Genomic DNA, 19,289 nt, shown 5'->3' with positions numbered 1-19,289 from the left:
GCCCGCTCGCCGGCGCGCGAGCCTCACCGAAGCACATACGTAAGGACTCATTCGTGGCATCCGCTTCCCCCCGCCCCACCCACCGCCGTTCCCTCCGCAAGCGCCGCACCGTCATCGTCACCGCCGCCGTCCTGGCCGCCGGTACCGGTGCCGGTGTCTTAGTGCTGAACGCGAACGCCGGTCCGGTCGACCTGTACCACCAGTCCCTGCCCGCGAAGGACGGCTGGGCGGCCTCGGGCTCCGGTACGACGGGCGGCGCGAAGGCCGACTCCGCGCATGTGTTCACCGTCAGCACCCGGGCGCAGCTCGTGAAGGCGCTCGGGTCGGTCTCCGACACCACGCCCCGGATCATCAAGGTCAAGGGCACCATCGACGCCAACACCAGCGACGCCGGCAAGAAGCTGACCTGCGCCGACTACGCCGCCGGCACCGGCTACTCGCTCTCCGCCTACCTCAAGGCATACGACCCGGCGACCTACGGCAAGAAGGCGCCGTCCGGGACGCAGGAGAACGCCCGCAAGACCGCCGCGGACAAGCAGAAGAAGAACATCGTCTTCCGGGTGCCCGCCAACACCACCATCGTGGGCGTCCCGGGCACGAACGCCGGCATCAAGGGCGGCAGCCTCCAGGTGCAGAACGTGAAGAACGTCATCGTCCGCAACCTCACCTTCGCCGACACCCAGGACTGCTTCCCGCAGTGGGACCCGACCGACGGCTCGTCCGGCGAGTGGAACTCAAACTACGACTCCGTCACCCTGCGCGGCGCGACCAACGTCTGGGCCGACCACAACACGTTCACGGACGCGCCGACCTTCGACAGCTCCGAGAAGTCGTACTTCGGCCGCAAGTACCAGGCCCACGACGGCGCCCTCGACATCACCAACGGCTCCGACCTGGTGACCGTCGAGCGCAACGTGTTCAGCAACCACGACAAGACGATGCTGATCGGCAGCAGCGACACCGACAGCACCGGCAAGCTGCGCGTCACCATCCACCACAACGTGTGGAAGGGGATCGTGCAGCGCGCGCCGCTGGCCCGGATCGGCCAGATCCACCTCTACAACAACGTCTACGACACGGCCACGCTCAACGGCTACGCCCCGAAGTACAGCATCGACTCCCGCGCCAAGGCCCAGGTCGTCGCCGAGCACAACGCCTGGAAACTCCCGTCCGGCGCCAAGCCCGCCAAGCTGCTCAGCGGCGACGGCACCGGCTCGATCGCCGGCGGCGGCAACCTCGTCAACGGCACGACGACCGACCTCGTGGCCGCCTACAACGCCGCGAGCTCGAAGAAGATCAAGACGACGGTGAACTGGAAGCCGACGCTCACTGCGGGGCTCCAGACGTCGGCGAGGAACCTGGCGGCGGAGCTGGCGACCACCGCGGGGGCCGGCGTCCTCAAGTGACCGGGGAGGCACACGGGGCAGGGCCCGGGAAAGTTCCTTCCCGGGCCCTGCCCTGCCGTACTGCCCCGTGCGTTACTACGCCGTCGGCTTCTCCTCCAGGCGCGGGAAGAGGACAGCGCCCTTCGTGACCGTGGTACCGGCCGGGAGTCCGCCCCAGTCGCCGGCCTCCTGGACCTTCTGGTCCGCGAGGGAGCCGAGGGACGACTCCGCGCCCAGGGAGTCCCAGAGCTTCTGGGAGGTCTCCGGCATGACCGGGTTCAACAGGACCGCGACGGCACGCAGGGACTCCGCGGCGGTGTAGAGGATGGTCGCGAGCCGGGCGCGGCCCTGCTCGCTGTCGTCCTTGGCGACCTTCCAGGGCTCCTGCTCGGTGATGTAGCCGTTGACCTGCTTGACGAAGTCGAAGACCGCCAGGATGCCGCCCTGGAAGTCCAGCTCCTCACCGATCTTCCGGTCGGCCTCCGCGACCGCCTTGGCCAGACCGTCGTGGATCGCCTTCTCGGCGTCGCCGTCGGCCGCCGAAGCCGGCAGCTCGCCGCCGAAGTACTTGCCGACCATGGCCGCCACGCGGGAGGCGAGATTGCCGTAGTCGTTCGCCAGCTCGCTGGTGTAGCGGGCGGAGAAGTCCTCCCAGGAGAACGAGCCGTCCTGGCCGAAGGCGATCGCGCGCAGGAAGTACCAGCGGTACGCGTCCACGCCGAAATGCGAGGTCAGGTCCTGCGGCTTGATGCCGGTCAGGTTGGACTTGCTCATCTTCTCGCCGCCGACCATCAGCCAGCCGTTGGCCGCGATCCTGCCCGGCAGCGGGAGGCCGTTCGCCATCAGCATGGCCGGCCAGATGATCGCGTGGAAGCGGAGGATGTCCTTGCCGACGAGGTGGACGTCCGCGGGGAAGGTCGACTCGAACTTCTCCGGGTTCTCGTTGTAGCCGACCGCCGTGGCGTAGTTCAGCAGCGCGTCGATCCAGACGTAGATGACGTGCTTGTCGTCCCACGGGATCGGAATGCCCCAGTCGAACGTCGAGCGGGAGATGGAGAGATCCTGAAGCCCCTGCTTCACGAAGTTCACGACCTCGTTGCGCGCGGACTCGGGCTGGATGAAGTCCGGGTTGGCCTCGTAGTGGGCGAGCAGCTTGTCGGTGTACTCGCTCAGCTTGAAGAAGTAGTTCTCCTCCTGGAGGAGTTCCACTGGCTTCTTGTGGATCGGGCACAGCTTCTGACCCGCGTACTCGCCCTCGCCGTCGAGGAGCTCACCGGGGAGCTTGTACTCCTCGCAGCCGACGCAGTACGGGCCCTCGTAGCTGCTCTTGTAGATCTCGTTCTTGTCGTACAGGTCCTGGACGAACTCCTGCACACGGTCGGTGTGCCGCTTCTGCGTGGTGCGGATGAAGTCGTCGTTCGCGATCTCCAGGTGCTCCCAGAGGGGCTTCCATGCCTCCTCCACGAGCTTGTCGCACCACTCCTGCGGAGACACTCCGTTGGCGTTCGCGGTGCGCATGATCTTCTGACCGTGCTCGTCCGTGCCGGTGAGGTACCACACCTTCTCGCCACGCTGACGGTGCCAGCGGGAGAGCACGTCGCCTGCGACGGTCGTATAGGCGTGGCCCAGGTGAGGAGCGTCGTTGACGTAATAAATGGGGGTGGTGACGTAGAACGCCTTTCCACCCTGCTTCTCGGATCCAGTGGCCGCCATGGTCGAAATCCTACTGGTCCCGTGAAGATCGACTCACACGCGTTTCGGGGGGTGGACCGCCGTCCACCCCCCGGGCGTCGCTGTTTACGGACGCCAGTTCGCCAGGATGCCCTCGTAGACCTCCGCGTCCGTGAGCTCCTTCGGGGTCTCGCCGGCCAGGAAGTGGGACGTGTTGGCCAGCTTCAGCTTGCGGAGGTAGTCGAAGGCCTTGTTCTCCGGGTCACCGAAGGCGACGAAGGAGAAGAAGACGGTGGGGTGCTTCTTCGCCGCGTCGGTCAGGGCCTGGGTGGCGGGGGTCTTCGCGTCGGGGGCGCCGTCGGTCTGGAAGACGACCAGGGCGGGGGTGCCGGGTGCTTCCTTGGCGTGGTGGGCGAGGACGTCCTCCACGGCGACGTGGTAGCTGGTACGTCCCATGCGGCCGAGGCCCGCGTGCAGGTCGTCGATCTTGTTCTCGTGGTCGGGGAGGGTGAGCTCGCCGGTGCCGTCCACCTCCGTGGAGAAGAAGGTGACGTGGACCTTGGTGGACTCGGGGTCCAGGTGGGCGGCGAGGGCGAGGGTCTGCTCGGCGAGGGCCTGGGCGGAGCCGTCCTTGTAGTACGGGCGCATGCTCGCGGAGCGGTCGAGGACGAGGTAGACCTTGGCTCGGGTGGTGGCGAGGTCGAGCTTGGTGAGGGTCGTGCCGGCGGAGTTGTAGGCGGTGAGGAGGCCCGCGGGGAGGTGGGGGGCCGTGGGCTTGGCCTCGCCTTCGACCGCGGGGGTGACCGTGGCCGGGGAGGCCTCGGCTTCGCCTTCGGCCTCCGGGTTCCCACTCGCACCACCCGTGCTGCTTTCGTCGTCGGCTGCGAGTGGCCCCTGTGGGGCTTCCCCACCGTCGGCGGCCGCGGGCTCGTGGGGGGCGGTCTCCTCGTCCACGGGCTCGGGCGTGACCTCGGCGGCCGGCTCGGCAACGGGCTCGGGCTCCGGCGTCGCTTCGGGGGCGACCTCGGCGACCGGCTCCGGTGCCGCTTCCGCAGCCGCGGCAACCGGGGTGGTCTCCTCGGTGACGGGCGCCTCCGCGGCAGGCTCGGCGGCAGCCGACTCGGCCTCGACCTCGGCGGCGGGCTCCTCGGCAGTCGGCTCCTCTACGACCGGCTCCTCGACCGCCGGCGTCTCCGCGACAGGCTCGTCAGCCGCCGGTTCCTCGGCGACCGGTACCTCCGCCTCGGCCTCCTCGACCACCGCCGTCTCCGCCACCGGCGCTTCCGTCACGGGCTCGTCGGCCACCGGAGCTTCCGTCGCGGGCTCCTCGACCGCAGGCTCCTCAGCCACCGAGGCTTCCGTCGCCGCCGTCTCCGTCACGGGCTCCTCGGCCACCGGCGCTTCCGTCGCGGGCTCCTCGACCGCAGGCTCCTCAGCCACCGGAGCTTCCGTCACCGGAGCTTCCTCCGTCGCCTTCGCCACCGCATCCGGCTCCGGCTCCGGCTCCGCCGCCTTCGGCACCGTGACGTTGTCGAACGCGGCCGAGACCAGCTCGTGTTCTCCGTCCTCCGCCTGTTCGGTTCCGTCGGACTTGTCGAGCTTGTCGGCGTTGTCGGCCTGCGGGGCCGGCTCCGGCCTCGTCGTCTCTTCCGGTACCCGCGGCTCCGGCACCTGCGCGGTGGCCGTCGGCTGCGGTTCCGGGGACGGGGACGGGACTGTGACCTGCGGTTCCGGCGCGGGAGTCGCACCCTCTGCTTCGGCGGTACGCCCCTTGCGTGACCGGCCGAACGCGTTCCGCAGGAGAGTGAGAATGCCCATGTGCGCAACCCTTCGCGTGAGTTGATGCCCGTAGATCCCTGGCCAGGACGGACACGTAAGGTTAGCGGCCCCGGGTGGTGATCTTGGGGAGGGGCTGTCACGGGAAGGCGTCTTCGTCAAGGTCCCCGTCGCGCCAGGTGAATCCCTCGCCCTTTCCACGCGTGATCGTTTGCAGTCGCGTAAGGAAGGTGGCCATCACGTGACGCGCGGGCAATTACTTCGTCAAGCGCGATCAGTAATTCTCGATCATGTGGTTTGGGGTGCGGTGGGTGATTTTCCGGAGTTCCTTTTGGGGTGAGTGAGGCAGGAAAACGGTAAAGGTGCGACCAAAGGGGCGATTTGTGTCTACTGGTGGAAGGTTGACGCCTATTTGCTCGATCGCTGACGCTCATGACTCGTTCGGTCTGGGAGCGTTCCCGCTGGTCTCAGGACTCAGCTGTGCGGGCGCCCGACCGCCACCTCCCGTATTGGAGAGAGGGCATGAGTGCCAGCGTCTTGGTCGGGCGCGTACCCGGAAGAAGTCGTGCGAAGCTGACCCTCTCCGTCGCCCTTACGGTCCTCTGTGCGATCGTCCTGACCCTGCTCGGGCCGTTCGGAGTGGGTGGACGACGCGTCCACCCGGCCGTACCCGACCATCCGCGACACCGAGACCGGCAACACCTACGACTTCAGCACGCTCAGCCACGCCGCGGTGGTCCTCGCCCTGGTTCTCCTGTGGACGAAGTCCTGACGGGCGCGCGACGCCTTTGGTCCTTGGGCCTCCTTTGCGTCCCGCGGAGGGCCCTGCCCGCGGTGTGCGCCGCGGGCAGGGCCTCAACTGTCGTACGGATACCTCTAGTTCACCTTCAGTTCACCCGACGGCCCCGCTCCCGCACAAACGTGCCCCTACCGTCCCCCACGCTGCACTAAAGGGGAAGCAAGGGGAGAACAAAACACCATGCGCATTCCGTTGCCGATCGTCCGAACGAACAGTGATTCGCACTCTGCTGGGCGATCCGCCCTGACCTGCCGGTTCCGGTGTGGTGACGCCTGTTTCCACGAGGTGCCCAACACCACCACGAACCCGTACGTCGGTGACGTCATCGCCGAAGCCGTCAGCCGCCGTACGACGCTGCGCGCCGCCGCCGTCGTCACCGCGGCCGCCGCCGTGAGCGGCACCGTCACCGTGGCCGCGCCGCAGGCGGACGCCGCCGAGGCCGCCGCCGTGGGTGAGAAGACCGGCGGTACCTTCTCGCGCGGTGCCCGTGGCCTGCGCTTCAGCCCCGTCGCGCCGAACACCGCCGACACCGTGACCATCCCGGGCGGCTACGCGCAGAACATCGTCATCCGCTGGGGCGAGCCCATCCTGCGCGGCGCCCCCGCCTTCGACCCGGAGAACCAGACCGGCGAGGCCCAGGCCAAGCAGTTCGGGTACAACAACGACTTCCTTGCTCTCCTTCCGCTGCCGGGTGAGCGCAACCGGCAGATCCTCGTCGCCAATCACGAGTACACCGACGAAGTGCTCATGTTCCGTGGCTACGACGCCGCCAACCCGACGAAGCAGCAGGTCGAGGTCGCCTGGGCCGCGCACGGGCTCTCCGCCGTCGTCGTCGAGGGGGACCGGCGCAGCGGGAAGCTCACCGCCGTGCCGCGGCACCCGCTCAACCGGCGTGTGACCGCCACCACCGAGTTCAAGGTCACCGGGCCCGCCGCCGGCTCCGACCTGCTGAAGACCTCCGCCGACCCGACCGGCACCAAGGTCCTCGGCACGCTCAACAACTGCTCCGGCGGCGTCACCCCGTGGGGCACCACGCTGCACGGCGAGGAGAACTTCAACCAGTACTTCGCCAACGCCACCCGCGCGACCGACAAGCGGTACGGCCTCGGCACCGGCGCGAGCGAGCGCAAGTGGGAGCGGTTCGACAAGCGGTTCGACGTCGCCCAGGAGCCGAACGAGTCGCACCGGTTCGGGTTCGTCGTCGAGCTCGACCCGTACGACCCCACCTCCAAGCCGCGCAAGCGCACCGCACTCGGGCGCTTCAAGCACGAGGGGGCCACGGTTCGGCTGACCGAGGACGGGCGCCCCGTCGTCTACTCCGGTGACGACGAGCGCTTCGACTACTTCTACAAGTTCATCGGCAGCAAGCGGATGAAGAAGGGCCAGTCACGGGCCGTGCGGGAGCACAACCTCTCGCTGCTCGACGAGGGGACGCTCTACGTCGCCAAGCTCACCGGTGACTCGCCCGCCATCGAGATCGACGGCACCGGCAAGCTTCCGGCCGACGGCGAGTTCGACGGCAGCGGTGAGTGGATCCCGTTGGCCACCGCCACCGCCGACGGTGCCGTCTCGCACGTCGAGGGCATGACCGCCGACGAGGTCTTCGTCTTCACGCGGCTCGCCGGTGACAAGGTCGGCGCCACCAAGATGGACCGGCCCGAGGACATCGAGCCCAACCCGCACACCGGCAAGGTGTACGTCGCCCTCACCAACAACACCAACCGCGGTGTCGGGTCGAACGCCAAGGCCGACGAGGCCAACCCGCGCAACGCCAACAAGCACGGCCAGGTCCTGGAGCTGACCGAGCGCTGGAACCGCGCCGACAGCAAGAAGTTCGCCTGGACGCTGTTCCTGGTGGCGGGCGACCCGGAGGACCCGGCCACCTACTTCGCCGGGTTCCCGAAGGAGGACGTCTCCCCGATCTCCTGCCCGGACAACGTCGCCTTCGACTCGTACGGCAACCTGTGGATCTCCACCGACGGCAACCAGCTCGGCTCGCACGACGGCCTCTTCGGGGTCGCTACGCGCGGTGAACGGCGTGGTGAGCTCAAGCAGTTCCTCACCGTGCCCAAGGGCGCGGAGACCTGCGGACCGCTCATCCAGGACCGCCGGGTGCTCGTCGCCGTGCAGCACCCGGGCGAGATCGACGGCGCGACGGCCGAGAAGCCGCTGAGCGCCTGGCCGGACGGGGCGGGGAAGATCAACCGGCCGGCGGTCGTGGCGGTCTGGCGCAAGGACGGCTGCGACATCGGCGTCTGACCCCACGGACACCGGTCACGGGAGTGCTGGGACCGGCGGTTGCCGCTCGCCGTCGTGTTCCAGCCATTCCCGGTACGCCGGTGCCTGCCGCGCCGCCTCCCAGTACGCCTCCTCCAGCGCGGGGTAGACGCCGTCCAGGTCCGTCCCCGTACGGGCCGCGAGGAGCAGCCGTACGCCGAGCGGGTCGCCGCACAGGCGCCGTACCGCCATGGTGGGGCTGTCGGCGTGGGTCGGCTGGCAGACGGCGACCACCTCACCGGTGGCGACCAGGGCGTCGGCCGTGTAGTAGTCGCCGTGCAGGACCTGGGGGCTGACCCCGGCCGCGCGGAACATCCGCTGCACGGCGTCCCACTCGCCGTCCACCGTCGGGTCGACCATCCAGCGGTCGTCGGCCAGGTCGAAGAGGGTGACCTCCGCCTTCGCCGCGGCCGGGTGGTCGGTCGGCAGAGACACGAACTGCGGCTCCCGCTCCATCAACACGCGTAGCCGGAGTTCGGACGGGATGCGCAGGGGGGAGCCCTCCACCTCGTGCACGAAGGCGACGTCCAGCTGGCCGTCGGCGACCATGCGGAGCAGGGCGTTCGGGGAGACGTTCATATGGAGGGTCGGGTCCTGGCCGTGGCCGCGCAGCCGGCGCAGCCAGCCCGCGAGGGCCTTGCTCGCCGTCGAACCGACCCGCAGCTCCGGACCGCCCATCGCGGCCGCCCGCGCCTCGGCGACCAGGGCACGCATATCGGCCACCAGCGGGCGGGCGCGGCTGAGGACCAGACGGCCCAGCGGGGTGGGACGGCAGCCGGATCTCGCGCGCACGAACAGCGCGCCGCCCAGTTCCTGCTCGATCCGCCGCAGTTGCGTGCTGAGCGATGGCTGGGCGACGCCCAGCTGGCGGGCGGCCCGGTGCAGACTGCCGGTGTCGGCTATGGCGCACAGCGCGCGGAGGTGTCTGACCTCAAGGTCCATGCCCTCGGAGACTAAAGCGGAACAACGGGTTTCACCAGCCGCACAAATCCCCCCGGACCCCTGCCAATTGGGACCCCGATAGGGCCGTGCTATCACCGATTGCCATCATCACAGCGGCCTCACAGGCGCCGACACTCGCCTTGACGACTCACCCCCCACCTAGGAGTCATCAATGCGTATGTCCAAGTCCCTGTCCGCCCGTACGGCGATGGCGGTCGGCCTCGGTGTCGCGGCCCTCGGTCTCGGTACGGCGGCTCCGGCGACGGCGGCCCCCGTCCACGCCGGATACGTCGCCAAGTCCGCTGAGTCCGACTCCAGTCGGGCGTTCTTCGAGGCGGTCCTGAAGTCCGTCGCCGAGAAGCGCGCCGCGAATCCGAGCGCCGCTGCCGTCACCGTCACCTACGACGCCTCCGCGGCGCCGACGTTCAGCGCGCAGATAGCCCGCAGCACCGAGATATGGAACGGTGCCGTGTCCAACGTCAAGCTCCAGCAGGGCTCGAACGCCGACTTCACCTACCGCGAGGGCAATGACTCACGCGGCTCCTATGCCTCGACCGACGGTCACGGCAACGGCTATATCTTCCTCGACTACCAGCAGAACAAGGAGTACGACTCGACTCGCGTCACCGCGCACGAGACGGGGCATGTGCTGGGGCTGCCGGACCACTACGAGGGGCCGTGCAGTGAGCTGATGTCGGGGGGCGGGCCTGGCCCGTCCTGCACGAATTCCGTCCCGGATGCGAACGAGAGGGCCCGCGTGGATCAGCTGTGGGCCAACGGGTTCGCTGCCGCGATGGACAAGGCGTTGGAGAAGGTCGGCCGATAGGTCTGCCCCGGTTCCACCCCCCACATGGCGCGGTCGCCCTCCTGCACGGGGCGGCCGCGCCGGCTTTTGGGGCGCCTGATAGCTCGGGTGGCTTGGCTCTGCGGGCGGCTGCCGGTTGGGTGTGGTTGATCGCGCAGTTCCCCGCGCCCCTGGGATGTTGCCGCCCAGGCAGCCCTAATGAGGCGAGGCGATTGCTCTTGCCGCTGCCACCTCCTGGCGCAGGGGCTCCAGGACGCTGCCTGATGGGCCGGTGAGGTCCGTGCGGACCTCGTACAGGGTCTCGGCCTTCCGGACTCCCTCCGCCAGCTCCCGCAGCTGGAGGGCTACCTGGGTCACCTCGGCTGCCGACGGGGGAGCTGAGCCGTGCTTCACGCTTACCCGGGCCGCTGTCGTCGCGTCGACGATGCGTTCCACGGCGACGACCAGGGGCCACCAGGCGGCGGCGCGGCGGCCGGTGGGCGGGGGTTCGGTCAGGGCGCGCTGGAACTCGGTGCGGATACCGGAGAGGTTGCGGTAGAGGCGGCGGCGCATGCGGGCGCGGGCCGGGGGGTCGACGGCGTCGGGGCCGAAGGCGCCCTCCACATAGCGGGCCGTGTCCTCCACCGCGTCCGCGAGCCGGTCGCCGACCCGGGTGTGCCAGCTCTCCGGCCAGAGGAGGTATCCGGCGATCAGGGCGATGGCGCAGCCCATCAGGGAGTCGACCAGGCGGGGCAGGAGCAGTGCGGTGCCCTGGCGGTTCAGGACGTCGGACAGGAGCAGGATCACCGGGGTGATGGCGGCCGTCTGGTAGCCGTAGCCGCGCGGGGTGAGGGCCGGGACGAGGGGGGCGAGGAGGAACAGCACCGGTACGTCCCACCAGCCGCGCGGCACCTCCGCGAGCACCGCCGCCGCGATCACCAGCCCGGCGACCGTGCCGAGGGCGCGCAGCAGGGCGCGGGAGAACACGGAGCCGAAGTCGGGCTTGAGGACGAAGGTGATGGTGAGGGCGACCCAGTAGGAGCGGGGGACCGGGATGATCGACACCAGGGTCTGGGCCAGCCCGATGCACAGGGCGAGGCGCAGGCCGTAGCGCCAGGAGGCGGCGGAGAGCGTCACGTTGCGCAGGGCGCGGGCGGCGCGGATGCTGAGCGCGGCCGGGCGGCCGAGGCGGTCGTCGATGCCGCGTGGGTCGACGTCCGGGGTGGTCACGACGTCGGCGGCGTGGCGCAGGGCGTGGTCGACCGCGCGGGCCGTCTCGGTGGCCGGGGTGGGGAGCTTCAGGGCGGTCGGGCCGGTGGAGCCGGTCTCCACGGCGTCGGCGAGATGCCGTACGGCCTGTGGGACCTCGGGCGGGAGGGGGTGGCCGCTGAGGCGGGCGGCGGGGGCCGCCTCCACGACCGGGGTGATGGCGTTCAACTGGGCCAGCAGGCGGGTGAGTTCGGGACTGCGGCCGTGATGGCGGGCGCGGTGCGCGAGGATGATGTCGTACGACTGGTTCAGGGACTGGGTGACGGCGTGCCGGGCGTCGTCGTACGCCAGGGTGCTGCCGGTGCCGCTCCCTCCTCCGGCCGCCAGCAGTTCGGCGACCTTGCGGTAGGTGTCCGCGACCGCCGCTCGCTCCGGCACCCCCGACCTGAGCGGCCAGGCGAGCAGCGCGAGGAGCAGGACGAGCAGGCCGCCGCCGGACATCAGCAGCGGTGCCAGCCACCAGTCGCCCGGCATCGGAAGGCCCGCGCCGACCACGCAGGTCAGCAGCAGGACCAGGCCCGCCGCGGAGGCGACCGCGCCGATCGTCGAGATCATCCCGGAGACCAGCGCGACGCCGGTGACGGCGGCGACGGCGGCCCAGCCGTGGCCGTACACCGCGGCACCGAGGGTGACGCCGACGGCGCCGAAGAGCTGGGGGATCGCGATGGTGGGGATGCGGACGCGGTAGGCGGCGGCGGTGTCGCTGATGACGCCGTTGAGGGCGCCCATCGAGGCGAGGGCGCCGTAGAAGGGGCGGTCGACGGCCAGTCCGATGGCCAGCGGGAGGGCGATCGCGATCGCGGCGCGGACCGCGGCGGGCCGGTTGACGGGGGCCGGCTGGGCCCGGAGGTTCCGCACCAGCCAGTCGGGAGGTGTGAGGCCGATGGGGAACTCGCGGGGCATGCGCCCATTATGAGCACCCCTGTTCAGCGCGTCGTCGGCCTCATCCGCGCTGGTGAAGCGTGACGTCGACGAGCAGGGCGCGGTGGTCGGTGCCCGCCAGGTCGAGGAAGCGGGCGGCGCGGGCGGAGAGGCCGGTGGAGAGGAGCACGTGGTCGATCTGCGCCCCGAAGGCCGGGGTGGTGTCGGCCGGCCAGCTGGGCGTGCGGTCGTGGCCGGTGAGCCGGGCGGCGTCGCGCAGGTCGGTGTCGAGGATGCGGCGGAAGGCGGCGTGGTCCTGGGAGGCGTTGAAGTCGCCGGCGACGATGAGGGGCGACCTCGTGTCCGCCACGGCGAAGTCCCGCAGCTCACCGAGTTCCCGGCGCCACAGGTCGACGTGTCCGGGCAGCGGCGGCATGGGGTGCGCGAGCTGGAGCCGTACGGCATGTCCGCGTACGTCGGCGACGGCGCCGGGCATGGCCATGGTGCCGGTGACTGTGTCGGCGGGTCCGGCGGGGTCGAGCGGGAAGCGGCTGAGGATCACCGATCCCGCGGAGCCCGCGGCCACCTGTGCCGCCCGGTGCGGATAGTCGGTGCCGAGGGCCTTCCTGAGCCTGGCGTCGCAGGTGTACTCGCACTCCTGGACGAACACGAGGTCCGGCTTCTCGCGACGGACGGCGGCGACGAGGGCGTCGGTCGCCTGTCCGAACTCGACGTTCGAGGTCAGCACCCGGAAGGAGACGAGCGGACGGCCGCCGGGCTGACCGGTCTTCCCGTACGGCTCGATGAACCACGCCAGCAGCCCGAGCAGGACGACGGCCCACACGACGCCGAACCACCAGCGCGCGTACAGGGCGAGCAGCAGCCCGAAGCCGGTCGGCACGAGCAGCCACGGCAGGAAGGCGAGGAACTGCGGGACGGGGGTGATGCCGTCGGTGTCGGCGACCCGGCAGCCGACGACCACGCCGACCCCCAGGAACAGCAGCCCGGCGGCCCATGCGCCAACCCGCCGCCCGGCCCGCCGCCCGGTCCTGCCGTCCGGGGGTGCCGTCCACTCGGCAGCCGCAGTGTCCAAGTCCCGGCCTTCCGCTCGTGAGTGGTGTCGTGGGTGGTCTCGTGGGTGGGATGCCCGAATCCTCCCTCAAAGACGGGGGTCGCGGGGCGAAGGTTGCGTCGGGTGGGACGGGTCCCGGGGATGCGCGCGCATGATGTGGCGCCGGTCATCGAGTGGGAGAGGGAGAATCGAGATGACGCAGTCATGATCACTCGGAGTGGGCTCGTCTGTTTCTGGATCGGCACACTGCTGATCCTGAGCTGCACGACGGCGTCGCTGTGGGTGTCCGGGACGCAGCTCGGCCGGTACCCGACCTGGCAGGTGGCTGCCGGCTTCGGCGCCGGCTCCCTGGTCCTGTGCCTGGTCCTGCTGGCGAACAGGTATCGAGGCCAACGACAACTCCTGGCGGGAGTGTGGCAGTCGATATCCCTCATCGATGTCACCGTCATGCTCGCCCTGCTGGCCAACTGGGGTTTCGTCGCGCTTCGACTGACCGGGGAGGACGGCCGGGCCTGGCACGCGGTACCGATCGGCCTGTACTTCGTCGGCATCACGCTCATCTACATGCTGGGCGACTATCCGCCCGAGTGAGCACCCGTCAGTGAGCACCCGTCATCCGTCCACCGCCACCAGGAACTCCCCCAGCGCCTCGTTGAACTCCCCCGGCCGCTCCAGGTTCGGCATGTGTGCCGCCCCCTCGATGACCCGCAGTGTCGAGTCGGGGAGTGCGGCGTGCATCGCCTCCGCGTCCGACACGGGGGTGTAGGCGTCGTCGGCGCCGACGACGACCAGGGCGGGGACCGTGACCCTGGTCAGCAGGTCGCGGTAGTCGGGGCGTTCGGCGCGGCCGCGCAGGGCTGCCGCGGCGCCCTCGGGCGGTGTCGCCGTCATCATGCGGTGGACGTGGGCCTTGACCTGGGCGTCGGCGTACGGCGCGACCATCTTCTCCAGTACCTCGCCGGCGTATCCGCGCATGCCCTCGCGCAGCAGCCGGTCCGCCATGGCGCCCCGCGCCCGCTTGCCCTCCGCCGTCTCCGCCGCCGGGAAGGTGTCCGCGAGGACCAGGCCCCGGATGCGGCCGGGGAAGCGGGCGTAGCACTCCATGACGATCTGGCCGCCCATCGACAGGCCCGCCAGCACGAAGGTCTCCACCTTCAGGTCGTCCAGCAGGGCCTCGATGTCCCGGGCGAAGGCGGAGAGCGGGGTGACGCCGGGTACGACCGGGGAGGCGCCGTAGCCGCGCAGGTCGGGGGCGATGACGCGGCGGGTGGCGGAGAAGGTCTCGATCTGCGGGGCCCACATCGTGCGGTCGAAGGGGTGGCCGTGGACGAGGACAAGAGGGGTCGCGGCCGCAGCCGAAGCCGTATCGACGCCTTTGTCCTCGTATGCGAGGAAGGGGCTCATGTGGACGACCCTAGATCGGCCCAACTGCTCGGTGCAATAAGATCTTTGCCCTCGGTGCAATCCGGGGAAGCCGCGTCTGGGGGAGCTCGTGAACCGGATGGATGACTGATGGACGACTACCGGCGTCTCGCCGACCGCTTGGCCGACGACATCGCCGCCGGGCGGCTCAAGCCCGGTGAACGCCTGCCCCCGCAGCGGGCGTTCGCGCGGCGGCGCGGGATCGCCGGGTCCACGGCGGGGCGGGTGTACGCCGAACTCGTGCGGCGGGGCCTGGTCGTCGGCGAGGTCGGCCGCGGGACCTTCGTGCGGGCCGCGCCGGCGGGTACCGGGCGGGCGCTGGTCGAGGCCGCGACCGCGGCGCCGGTCAACCTGGAACTCAACTACCCCTCCGCGCCCGGCCAGTCGGAGCTCCTCGCCCCGGCTCTCGCCCCGCTGCTGCGTCCCGACGTCCTGACCGAGGCCCTGAGCCCGGCCGCGGCCACCGGCACACCCGAGGCCCGTCAGGCGGCGGCCGCCCTCCTCGCCACCCCGGGCTGGCGCCCCGTCCCCGACCGCGTCCTGTTCACCGGCAACGCCCGCCAGGCCGTCGCCGCCACCCTCGCCTCCCTGGTCCGGCCCGGCGGCCGGGTCGGCGTCGAGGCGCTGACGTACCCCGTGGTCAAGGAGATCGCCGCCCGGCTGGGCATCACCCTGGTGCCGCTGGCCACCGACGAGGAGGGCCCACGTCCGGAGTCCGTCGCCGCCGTCCACCGCACGGCGCCCCTGGCCGCGCTGTACCTCCAGCCGACCCTGCACAACCCGACGTCGGTGACGACCAGCCCCGAACGCAGACGTCAACTGGCATTCACGGCAAGTGACTTGAACATCCCGGTCGTGGAGGACCGCATCTGGTCCTTCCTCACGGACGACGACCCCCTCGCCGTCCACGCGCCCGGCCTCACCCATGTCGTCGACGGCCTCTCCAAGCGCGTCGCCCCCGGTCTCACCGTCGGCTTCGTCGTCGTACCGGAGGAGCGCGTCGAGGCGGTGGCGGCGGCCGTCCGGTCCGGCGGGTGGAGCGCGGGGCGGTTCGCGGTGGCGGCGGCCGTGCGGTGGGTCGAGGACGGGACGGTGGAGCGGCTGGTCACGGCGAAGCGGGCGGACGCGGCGCGTCGGCAGCGCATCGCCGAGGAGGAGTTGCGCGGGTTCACCGTCCGGTCCGACCCGCGCGCCTATCACGTCTGGTGGGAGCTGCCCGCCCCCTGGCGCGCGGACACCTTCACGGCAGCCGCGGCCGCGCGGGGCGTCGCGGTGACGCCGGGGCCCGCCTTCGCGGTCGATCCGAGCCGCACCCCGGACGCGGTCAGGCTCGGGCTCGGTTCGGTTCCCGGGCCGGATCTGCGGTGGGCGTTGCGCAGACTCGCCGGTGTTGTGCGAGGAGGTGCGCCAGGCGGCAGGTGAGGGCGACCGTCAGGCCGAGGACGATCAGGAGCCAGGACACGTTGCGCAGGGTCGCCGTCAGGGCGTCGTAGATCGCGCCCGCGGCCGGGCGGTGGGCCGGGTCCGGCAGGTCGGCCAGGGTGAGCCGGCGGCCGATCGCGACCGCGAGGAGCAGGAAGGCGCCGCCGAGGGCCGAGCCCAGGGCGGTCGCCGTGACCGCGCGGCGGCGGCAGGCGGCGACCGCGATGCCGGCGGAGGCGAGCACCGCCGCCGCGACGGGCAGCCAGAAGCCGGCGACTTCGAGCACCTCGTACCCCTTCCTGAGGCGGTGCACCTCATGGGCCGGGAGCAGCGCGACCTCGGTGTGCTCGACCGGGATGTGGTGCGCCAACGGGACGTGACTGTCGGTGAGCTGGCGCTTGATCTGCGCGGTGACCGGCGCGAGGTCGACGGTGACCGCGCGCTCCCGTCCGTCCTGAAGGGCACTCAGCACGGCGTCGTGCACCACCCGGTTGCCCGCTTCCCACGCCGTACGGAAGGCCTCGGTCCGGGTGAAGGAACGCACCGCGTCCTGCGCGAAGGGCCGCACGGTGTCCGGCTCGGGCGGCTCGGGTGACTCGGGGGACGTCGGCGACGCCGCGGACGCCTTCATCCGGTGGTCGATCTCCCGCATGATCCCGGCCCCGACCGTGTCCGCGACCGCGCCCTGCACGGCCGGATCGGCGGCGAGCGGCGCCATCGCGGTGATGTAGCGACCGGTGTCCGCCAGCCCGTACGTCACCCACGCCGCCAGCGCGCCGAACGGCACGAGGAGACACGACAGCGCGATCAGCGCTGCCGACAGGGCGTTCCGCAGCCGGGTGAGCACCCTTTCAGGCAAGGGGCACGGGGGTGTGGACGCCAGCCCCGTGCCTGCATACGGCCGCACGATTCCGCTCTCCGGTGGAGCGTTCACCCGAACGGGTGTCTCATGGATATGCGAGGTCCGCGGTCAGCCCCGCACCTCGGGTGGGTGGATGAAGGGGAACGGGCCGGCCCCGGCGCGCCATCGGCGGCCGGGGCCGACCCGTCTACCCACGTCCGTCCGTCAGGCGATACGGCGGCCCTGGGCGTCCTCGTGCGTGTAGTAGCGGTAGAACAGCACGACGAAGCAGACCGCGCCGATCGCGAGCCCCATGAGCGAGGACTTGAGGACCGACGCGTCGGTCTGGCTGTACAGGAACCCGAACGTGCCGCCCGCGAAGGTGCCCCACATGAGCGCGTGGACCTCGCGGATCACGCGTGCGGCGACGTACCGGACGGCGACGTAGAGCGCCATGAACGCGATCGCGGTGACGAAGCCGAAGAGCAGGTTCCAGCCCGTGATCTCGCCGCCGGAGCGCCGGTTCGCCGCGGCCCAGTAGCCGTAGACGAGCCCCATGACGACCGGTACGGCCACGCTCATCACGCGGTGCGTCCGCGCGCTGAACACATCGGGCAGGCCCCTCGTGCCGGCCGTGCCCGTTCGCGCCGTCCCCGTCCGTCCGCCGGGCGCGGGTGCCGCATGAGCCATGAGAGCACTCCTCTCTCCTCGCCCCGCCATCCAGGGCACACCTGAAGCGGGCCGCTGGCAAGTCGGTACCCGGATGCGGCTCGCTGATCGGCGTGTTTGGCTGAGGCCCATGAGGGCCGTCAGCGGCGGGGAGGCCGGCCCGCGGCGCGAGGGCGCCCGCCGGCCGGAGCTGCTGCGCGTACGCGGCCGCAGTGTCGCCTGGGTGCCGCCGCTGCTGCTGCTCGTCGGCATCGTGTCGGTCGACTTCAGGACCAGCAGCGACTTCCGGATCCTGTCCTGGATCGTGTTGGTGCCCGGTATCGCCGCCGCGATCTGCGGGGTGTGGGGGACGGCCGCGTTCGCGGTGCTCGCGCCCGCCACCTACCTCGCCGCGGACGCCGCCCTGCCGCACGAGTACCAGGCCGGCATCCCCGACCTCGTCCTCGCCGGCATCGGCGGCGTCCTCGCCACGCTGGCCTGCGTGGTCCGGGTACGCGGTGAGCAGCGCATGCTGCACATCCAGGACGTCGCCGAGACCATCCGCCGCACCGTGCTGCGCCCGCTGCCACCGGGCTGGGGCGGCCTGGAGCACGCGGCGGTGTATCTCGCCGCCGACAGCGAGGCCAGGGTCGGCGGCGACTTCTACGACATCCAGACCGGCCTGTACGGCACCCGCGTCATCCTCGGCGACGTCCAGGGCAAGGGGCTGGGGGCGGTGGAGGCGGCGGCCGCGCTGCTCGGCACGTTCCGCGAGGCCGGCTACCACGAGCCGGACCTGACGACGGTCGCCCAACGCCTGGAGGTGCGCATGCAACGGCACATCCGCATGCGCGAGGCCCTCGGCAGTGAGGACGGCGACCGGTTCGCCACCGCCGTGCTGCTCGGTTTCCCCGAGGACGAGCGGGAGGCGCTGGAGGCCGTGCTCCTCGGCCACGACTGCCCGCTCGTCGTCGGCCCCGACGGCGTACGGTCCCTGCCGCCCGGCCACGGTCTCCCCCTCGGCCTCGGCGAACTCGACCCCGCCGACGGCCCGCCGCCCGTGCACCGGGTGCCCCTCCGCCCCGGCGAGACCCTGCTCCTGACCACGGACGGCGTGACCGAGGCCCGCAACGGCGACGACGTCTTCTACCCGCTCGCCACCGAGGTCGCCGCCGCCGTCGGCGCCGACCCGGACCTCGCCCGGCCCCGGCGACTGGTCGCCTTCGTGCGGGACGGCACGTTGCGGCACTGCGACGGGCATCTGGCCGACGACACGACGGTGTTCGCGGTGCGGCGGAGGAGAACTGGTGTGGGGAATACGGACGGAATCGGGCGTAAAGAGTCCTGAGATCCCGCTTTGCAGCCGCAGCGGTTACGGTGCTGCCTACGTGATCGACGGGGGATGGGGAGGGACCGATGCCCGGAACCGTGCTGCTGCTGGCCGCCGCCCCGGCGGGCAAGGGCTGTCTGGTGGACGCCGCCTCCGTGCTCCCCGTCCTCGCCGCCGTGCCGCCGACGGTGCTGTCCGGCACGGACACGGCGAACGTCGTGGAACTCGCCGACCCCCTGGAACCGCAGGCCGTCCTCACCCGCCTGCGCGCCGCCGCGGCCTCCCCGGCCCCGCTCACCGTCTTCGTCACGGGCCAGCTCCACCTCGACCGCCGCCAGCACCTGCCCCACCTCGCGCTGGCCCGGACGACACCGTCGACCGTCCGCTACACCGGCTTTCCCTGGCACTGGTTCCGTGAGGAACTGCGCCTGCGCGCACCGGGTTCGACATCCCTCCTCCTCGACCTGCACGCCGACGCCGAGACCTGGCAGTGGCTGGGCGCGCACCCCCTCGACTCGGGGCGCAACAGCGCGGTCTACGGCCGCATCGCGCCGCCGCCGAGTCGCCGTACGGTGGCGGGCCCGGCGTATATGAAGGCCGTGGCGACGCTCCTCCGCAGCGGCCACCGGCCCCCTCTCGACCAGCTCCACCAGCAGGCCCTGACACGCATCTCCCGCGAGGGCGGTCTCGGCACCGACATAGTGCTGACGGCATACGCCCCGCCCCAGCTCCCCCACCGCCTGTGCTTGCCGGGCGAAACCGCTGTCCTTGGGGTCCCGGGCGAGGGCGG

The 19,289-nt window shown here is 71.2% G+C and carries 15 protein-coding genes and 1 pseudogene; 8 read left to right on the top strand and 8 right to left on the bottom strand.

Annotated features, from left to right (window positions below; all coding sequences use genetic code 11):
* The first annotated feature begins 53 nt into the window (after positions 1 to 53).
* Positions 54 to 1,406 (top strand): pectate lyase family protein, encoded by a 1,353-nt coding sequence (locus ADK36_RS10150; protein WP_053197038.1) that lies wholly within the window; start codon positions 54 to 56, stop codon positions 1,404 to 1,406.
* Positions 1,407 to 1,481: 75 nt separating this feature from the next.
* Here the strand turns inward: ADK36_RS10150 and metG are convergent, their stop codons facing one another.
* Positions 1,482 to 3,098: a methionine--tRNA ligase gene (metG, locus tag ADK36_RS10145; protein ID WP_048581360.1), complete on the bottom strand. Its 1,617-nt coding sequence runs from the start codon at positions 3,096 to 3,098 to the stop codon at positions 1,482 to 1,484.
* Between the two features lie 84 nt (positions 3,099 to 3,182).
* The gene (locus ADK36_RS10140) at positions 3,183 to 4,874 is read right to left on the bottom strand and encodes a VWA domain-containing protein (RefSeq protein WP_053197037.1); all 1,692 of its coding nucleotides are present in this window, start codon (positions 4,872 to 4,874) and stop codon (positions 3,183 to 3,185) included.
* Between the two features lie 601 nt (positions 4,875 to 5,475).
* Here ADK36_RS10140 and ADK36_RS50935 point away from each other — a divergent pair.
* A complete protein-coding gene (locus ADK36_RS50935; protein ID WP_267887397.1) occupies positions 5,476 to 5,604 on the top strand; it encodes a hypothetical protein in 129 nt (42 codons plus the stop codon).
* Between the two features lie 207 nt (positions 5,605 to 5,811).
* The gene (locus tag ADK36_RS10135) at positions 5,812 to 7,890 is read left to right on the top strand and encodes a PhoX family protein (RefSeq protein WP_048581358.1); all 2,079 of its coding nucleotides are present in this window, start codon (positions 5,812 to 5,814) and stop codon (positions 7,888 to 7,890) included.
* Positions 7,891 to 7,905: 15 nt separating this feature from the next.
* Here ADK36_RS10135 and ADK36_RS10130 read toward each other — a convergent pair whose 3' ends face one another.
* Complete coding sequence (locus ADK36_RS10130; protein WP_053197035.1) at positions 7,906 to 8,850, bottom strand: LysR family transcriptional regulator; 945 nt, start codon at positions 8,848 to 8,850, stop codon at positions 7,906 to 7,908.
* Positions 8,851 to 9,022: 172 nt separating this feature from the next.
* Here ADK36_RS10130 and snpA point away from each other — a divergent pair, with 172 nt between their 5' ends.
* Positions 9,023 to 9,676 (top strand): snapalysin, encoded by a 654-nt coding sequence (snpA, locus tag ADK36_RS10125; RefSeq protein WP_048581356.1) that lies wholly within the window; start codon positions 9,023 to 9,025, stop codon positions 9,674 to 9,676.
* A 174-nt stretch (positions 9,677 to 9,850) separates the two neighbouring features.
* On the opposite strand, the gene ADK36_RS10120 is transcribed toward snpA, so the two are convergent.
* Positions 9,851 to 11,806 carry an FUSC family protein gene (locus ADK36_RS10120; protein WP_048581355.1) on the bottom strand — a complete coding sequence of 652 codons (1,956 nt, stop codon included), beginning with the start codon at positions 11,804 to 11,806 and terminating at the stop codon, positions 9,851 to 9,853.
* 40 nt (positions 11,807 to 11,846) lie between these two features.
* Entirely contained in the window at positions 11,847 to 12,857 is a 1,011-nt protein-coding gene (locus tag ADK36_RS10115; protein WP_048581354.1) for an endonuclease/exonuclease/phosphatase family protein, read from the bottom strand.
* A gap of 183 nt (positions 12,858 to 13,040) precedes the next feature.
* Here ADK36_RS10115 and ADK36_RS10110 point away from each other — a divergent pair, with 183 nt between their 5' ends.
* Positions 13,041 to 13,427 (top strand): hypothetical protein, encoded by a 387-nt coding sequence (locus tag ADK36_RS10110; protein WP_048581353.1) that lies wholly within the window; start codon positions 13,041 to 13,043, stop codon positions 13,425 to 13,427.
* A 21-nt stretch (positions 13,428 to 13,448) separates the two neighbouring features.
* Here the strand turns inward: ADK36_RS10110 and ADK36_RS10105 are convergent, their stop codons facing one another.
* A complete protein-coding gene (locus tag ADK36_RS10105; protein ID WP_048581352.1) occupies positions 13,449 to 14,240 on the bottom strand; it encodes an alpha/beta fold hydrolase in 792 nt (263 codons plus the stop codon).
* A 108-nt stretch (positions 14,241 to 14,348) separates the two neighbouring features.
* Here ADK36_RS10105 and ADK36_RS10100 point away from each other — a divergent pair, with 108 nt between their 5' ends.
* Positions 14,349 to 15,680 carry a PLP-dependent aminotransferase family protein gene (locus ADK36_RS10100; protein ID WP_048581351.1) on the top strand — a complete coding sequence of 444 codons (1,332 nt, stop codon included), beginning with the start codon at positions 14,349 to 14,351 and terminating at the stop codon, positions 15,678 to 15,680.
* On the opposite strand, the gene ADK36_RS10095 is transcribed toward ADK36_RS10100, so the two are convergent.
* Both ADK36_RS10095 and ADK36_RS10090 read right to left on the bottom strand, forming a co-directional pair.
* On the bottom strand, positions 15,583 to 16,527 hold the full coding sequence (locus ADK36_RS10095) for a hypothetical protein (RefSeq protein WP_053197033.1): 945 nt from the start codon (positions 16,525 to 16,527) through the stop codon (positions 15,583 to 15,585). The two genes, ADK36_RS10100 and ADK36_RS10095, sit on opposite strands and share 98 nt — an antisense overlap.
* Positions 16,528 to 16,746: 219 nt before the next feature.
* Positions 16,747 to 17,211, bottom strand: a complete 465-nt coding sequence (locus ADK36_RS10090; RefSeq protein ID WP_048581349.1) for a hypothetical protein — start codon at positions 17,209 to 17,211, stop codon at positions 16,747 to 16,749.
* Positions 17,212 to 17,320: 109 nt separating this feature from the next.
* Between ADK36_RS10090 and ADK36_RS10085 the strand changes: the two genes are divergently transcribed.
* Positions 17,321 to 18,517, top strand: coding sequence for a PP2C family protein-serine/threonine phosphatase (locus ADK36_RS10085; RefSeq protein ID WP_048581348.1), 1,197 nt, complete (start codon positions 17,321 to 17,323; stop codon positions 18,515 to 18,517).
* A gap of 68 nt (positions 18,518 to 18,585) precedes the next feature.
* Positions 18,586 to 19,289: pseudogene (locus ADK36_RS10080) on the top strand (hypothetical protein); the annotation flags it as partial.

This window comes from Streptomyces viridochromogenes (genome assembly GCF_001270495.1).
Classification (GTDB): Bacteria; Actinomycetota; Actinomycetes; order Streptomycetales; family Streptomycetaceae; genus Streptomyces; species Streptomyces viridochromogenes_A.
This window is presented reverse-complemented; position numbering and strand designations above follow the sequence as displayed.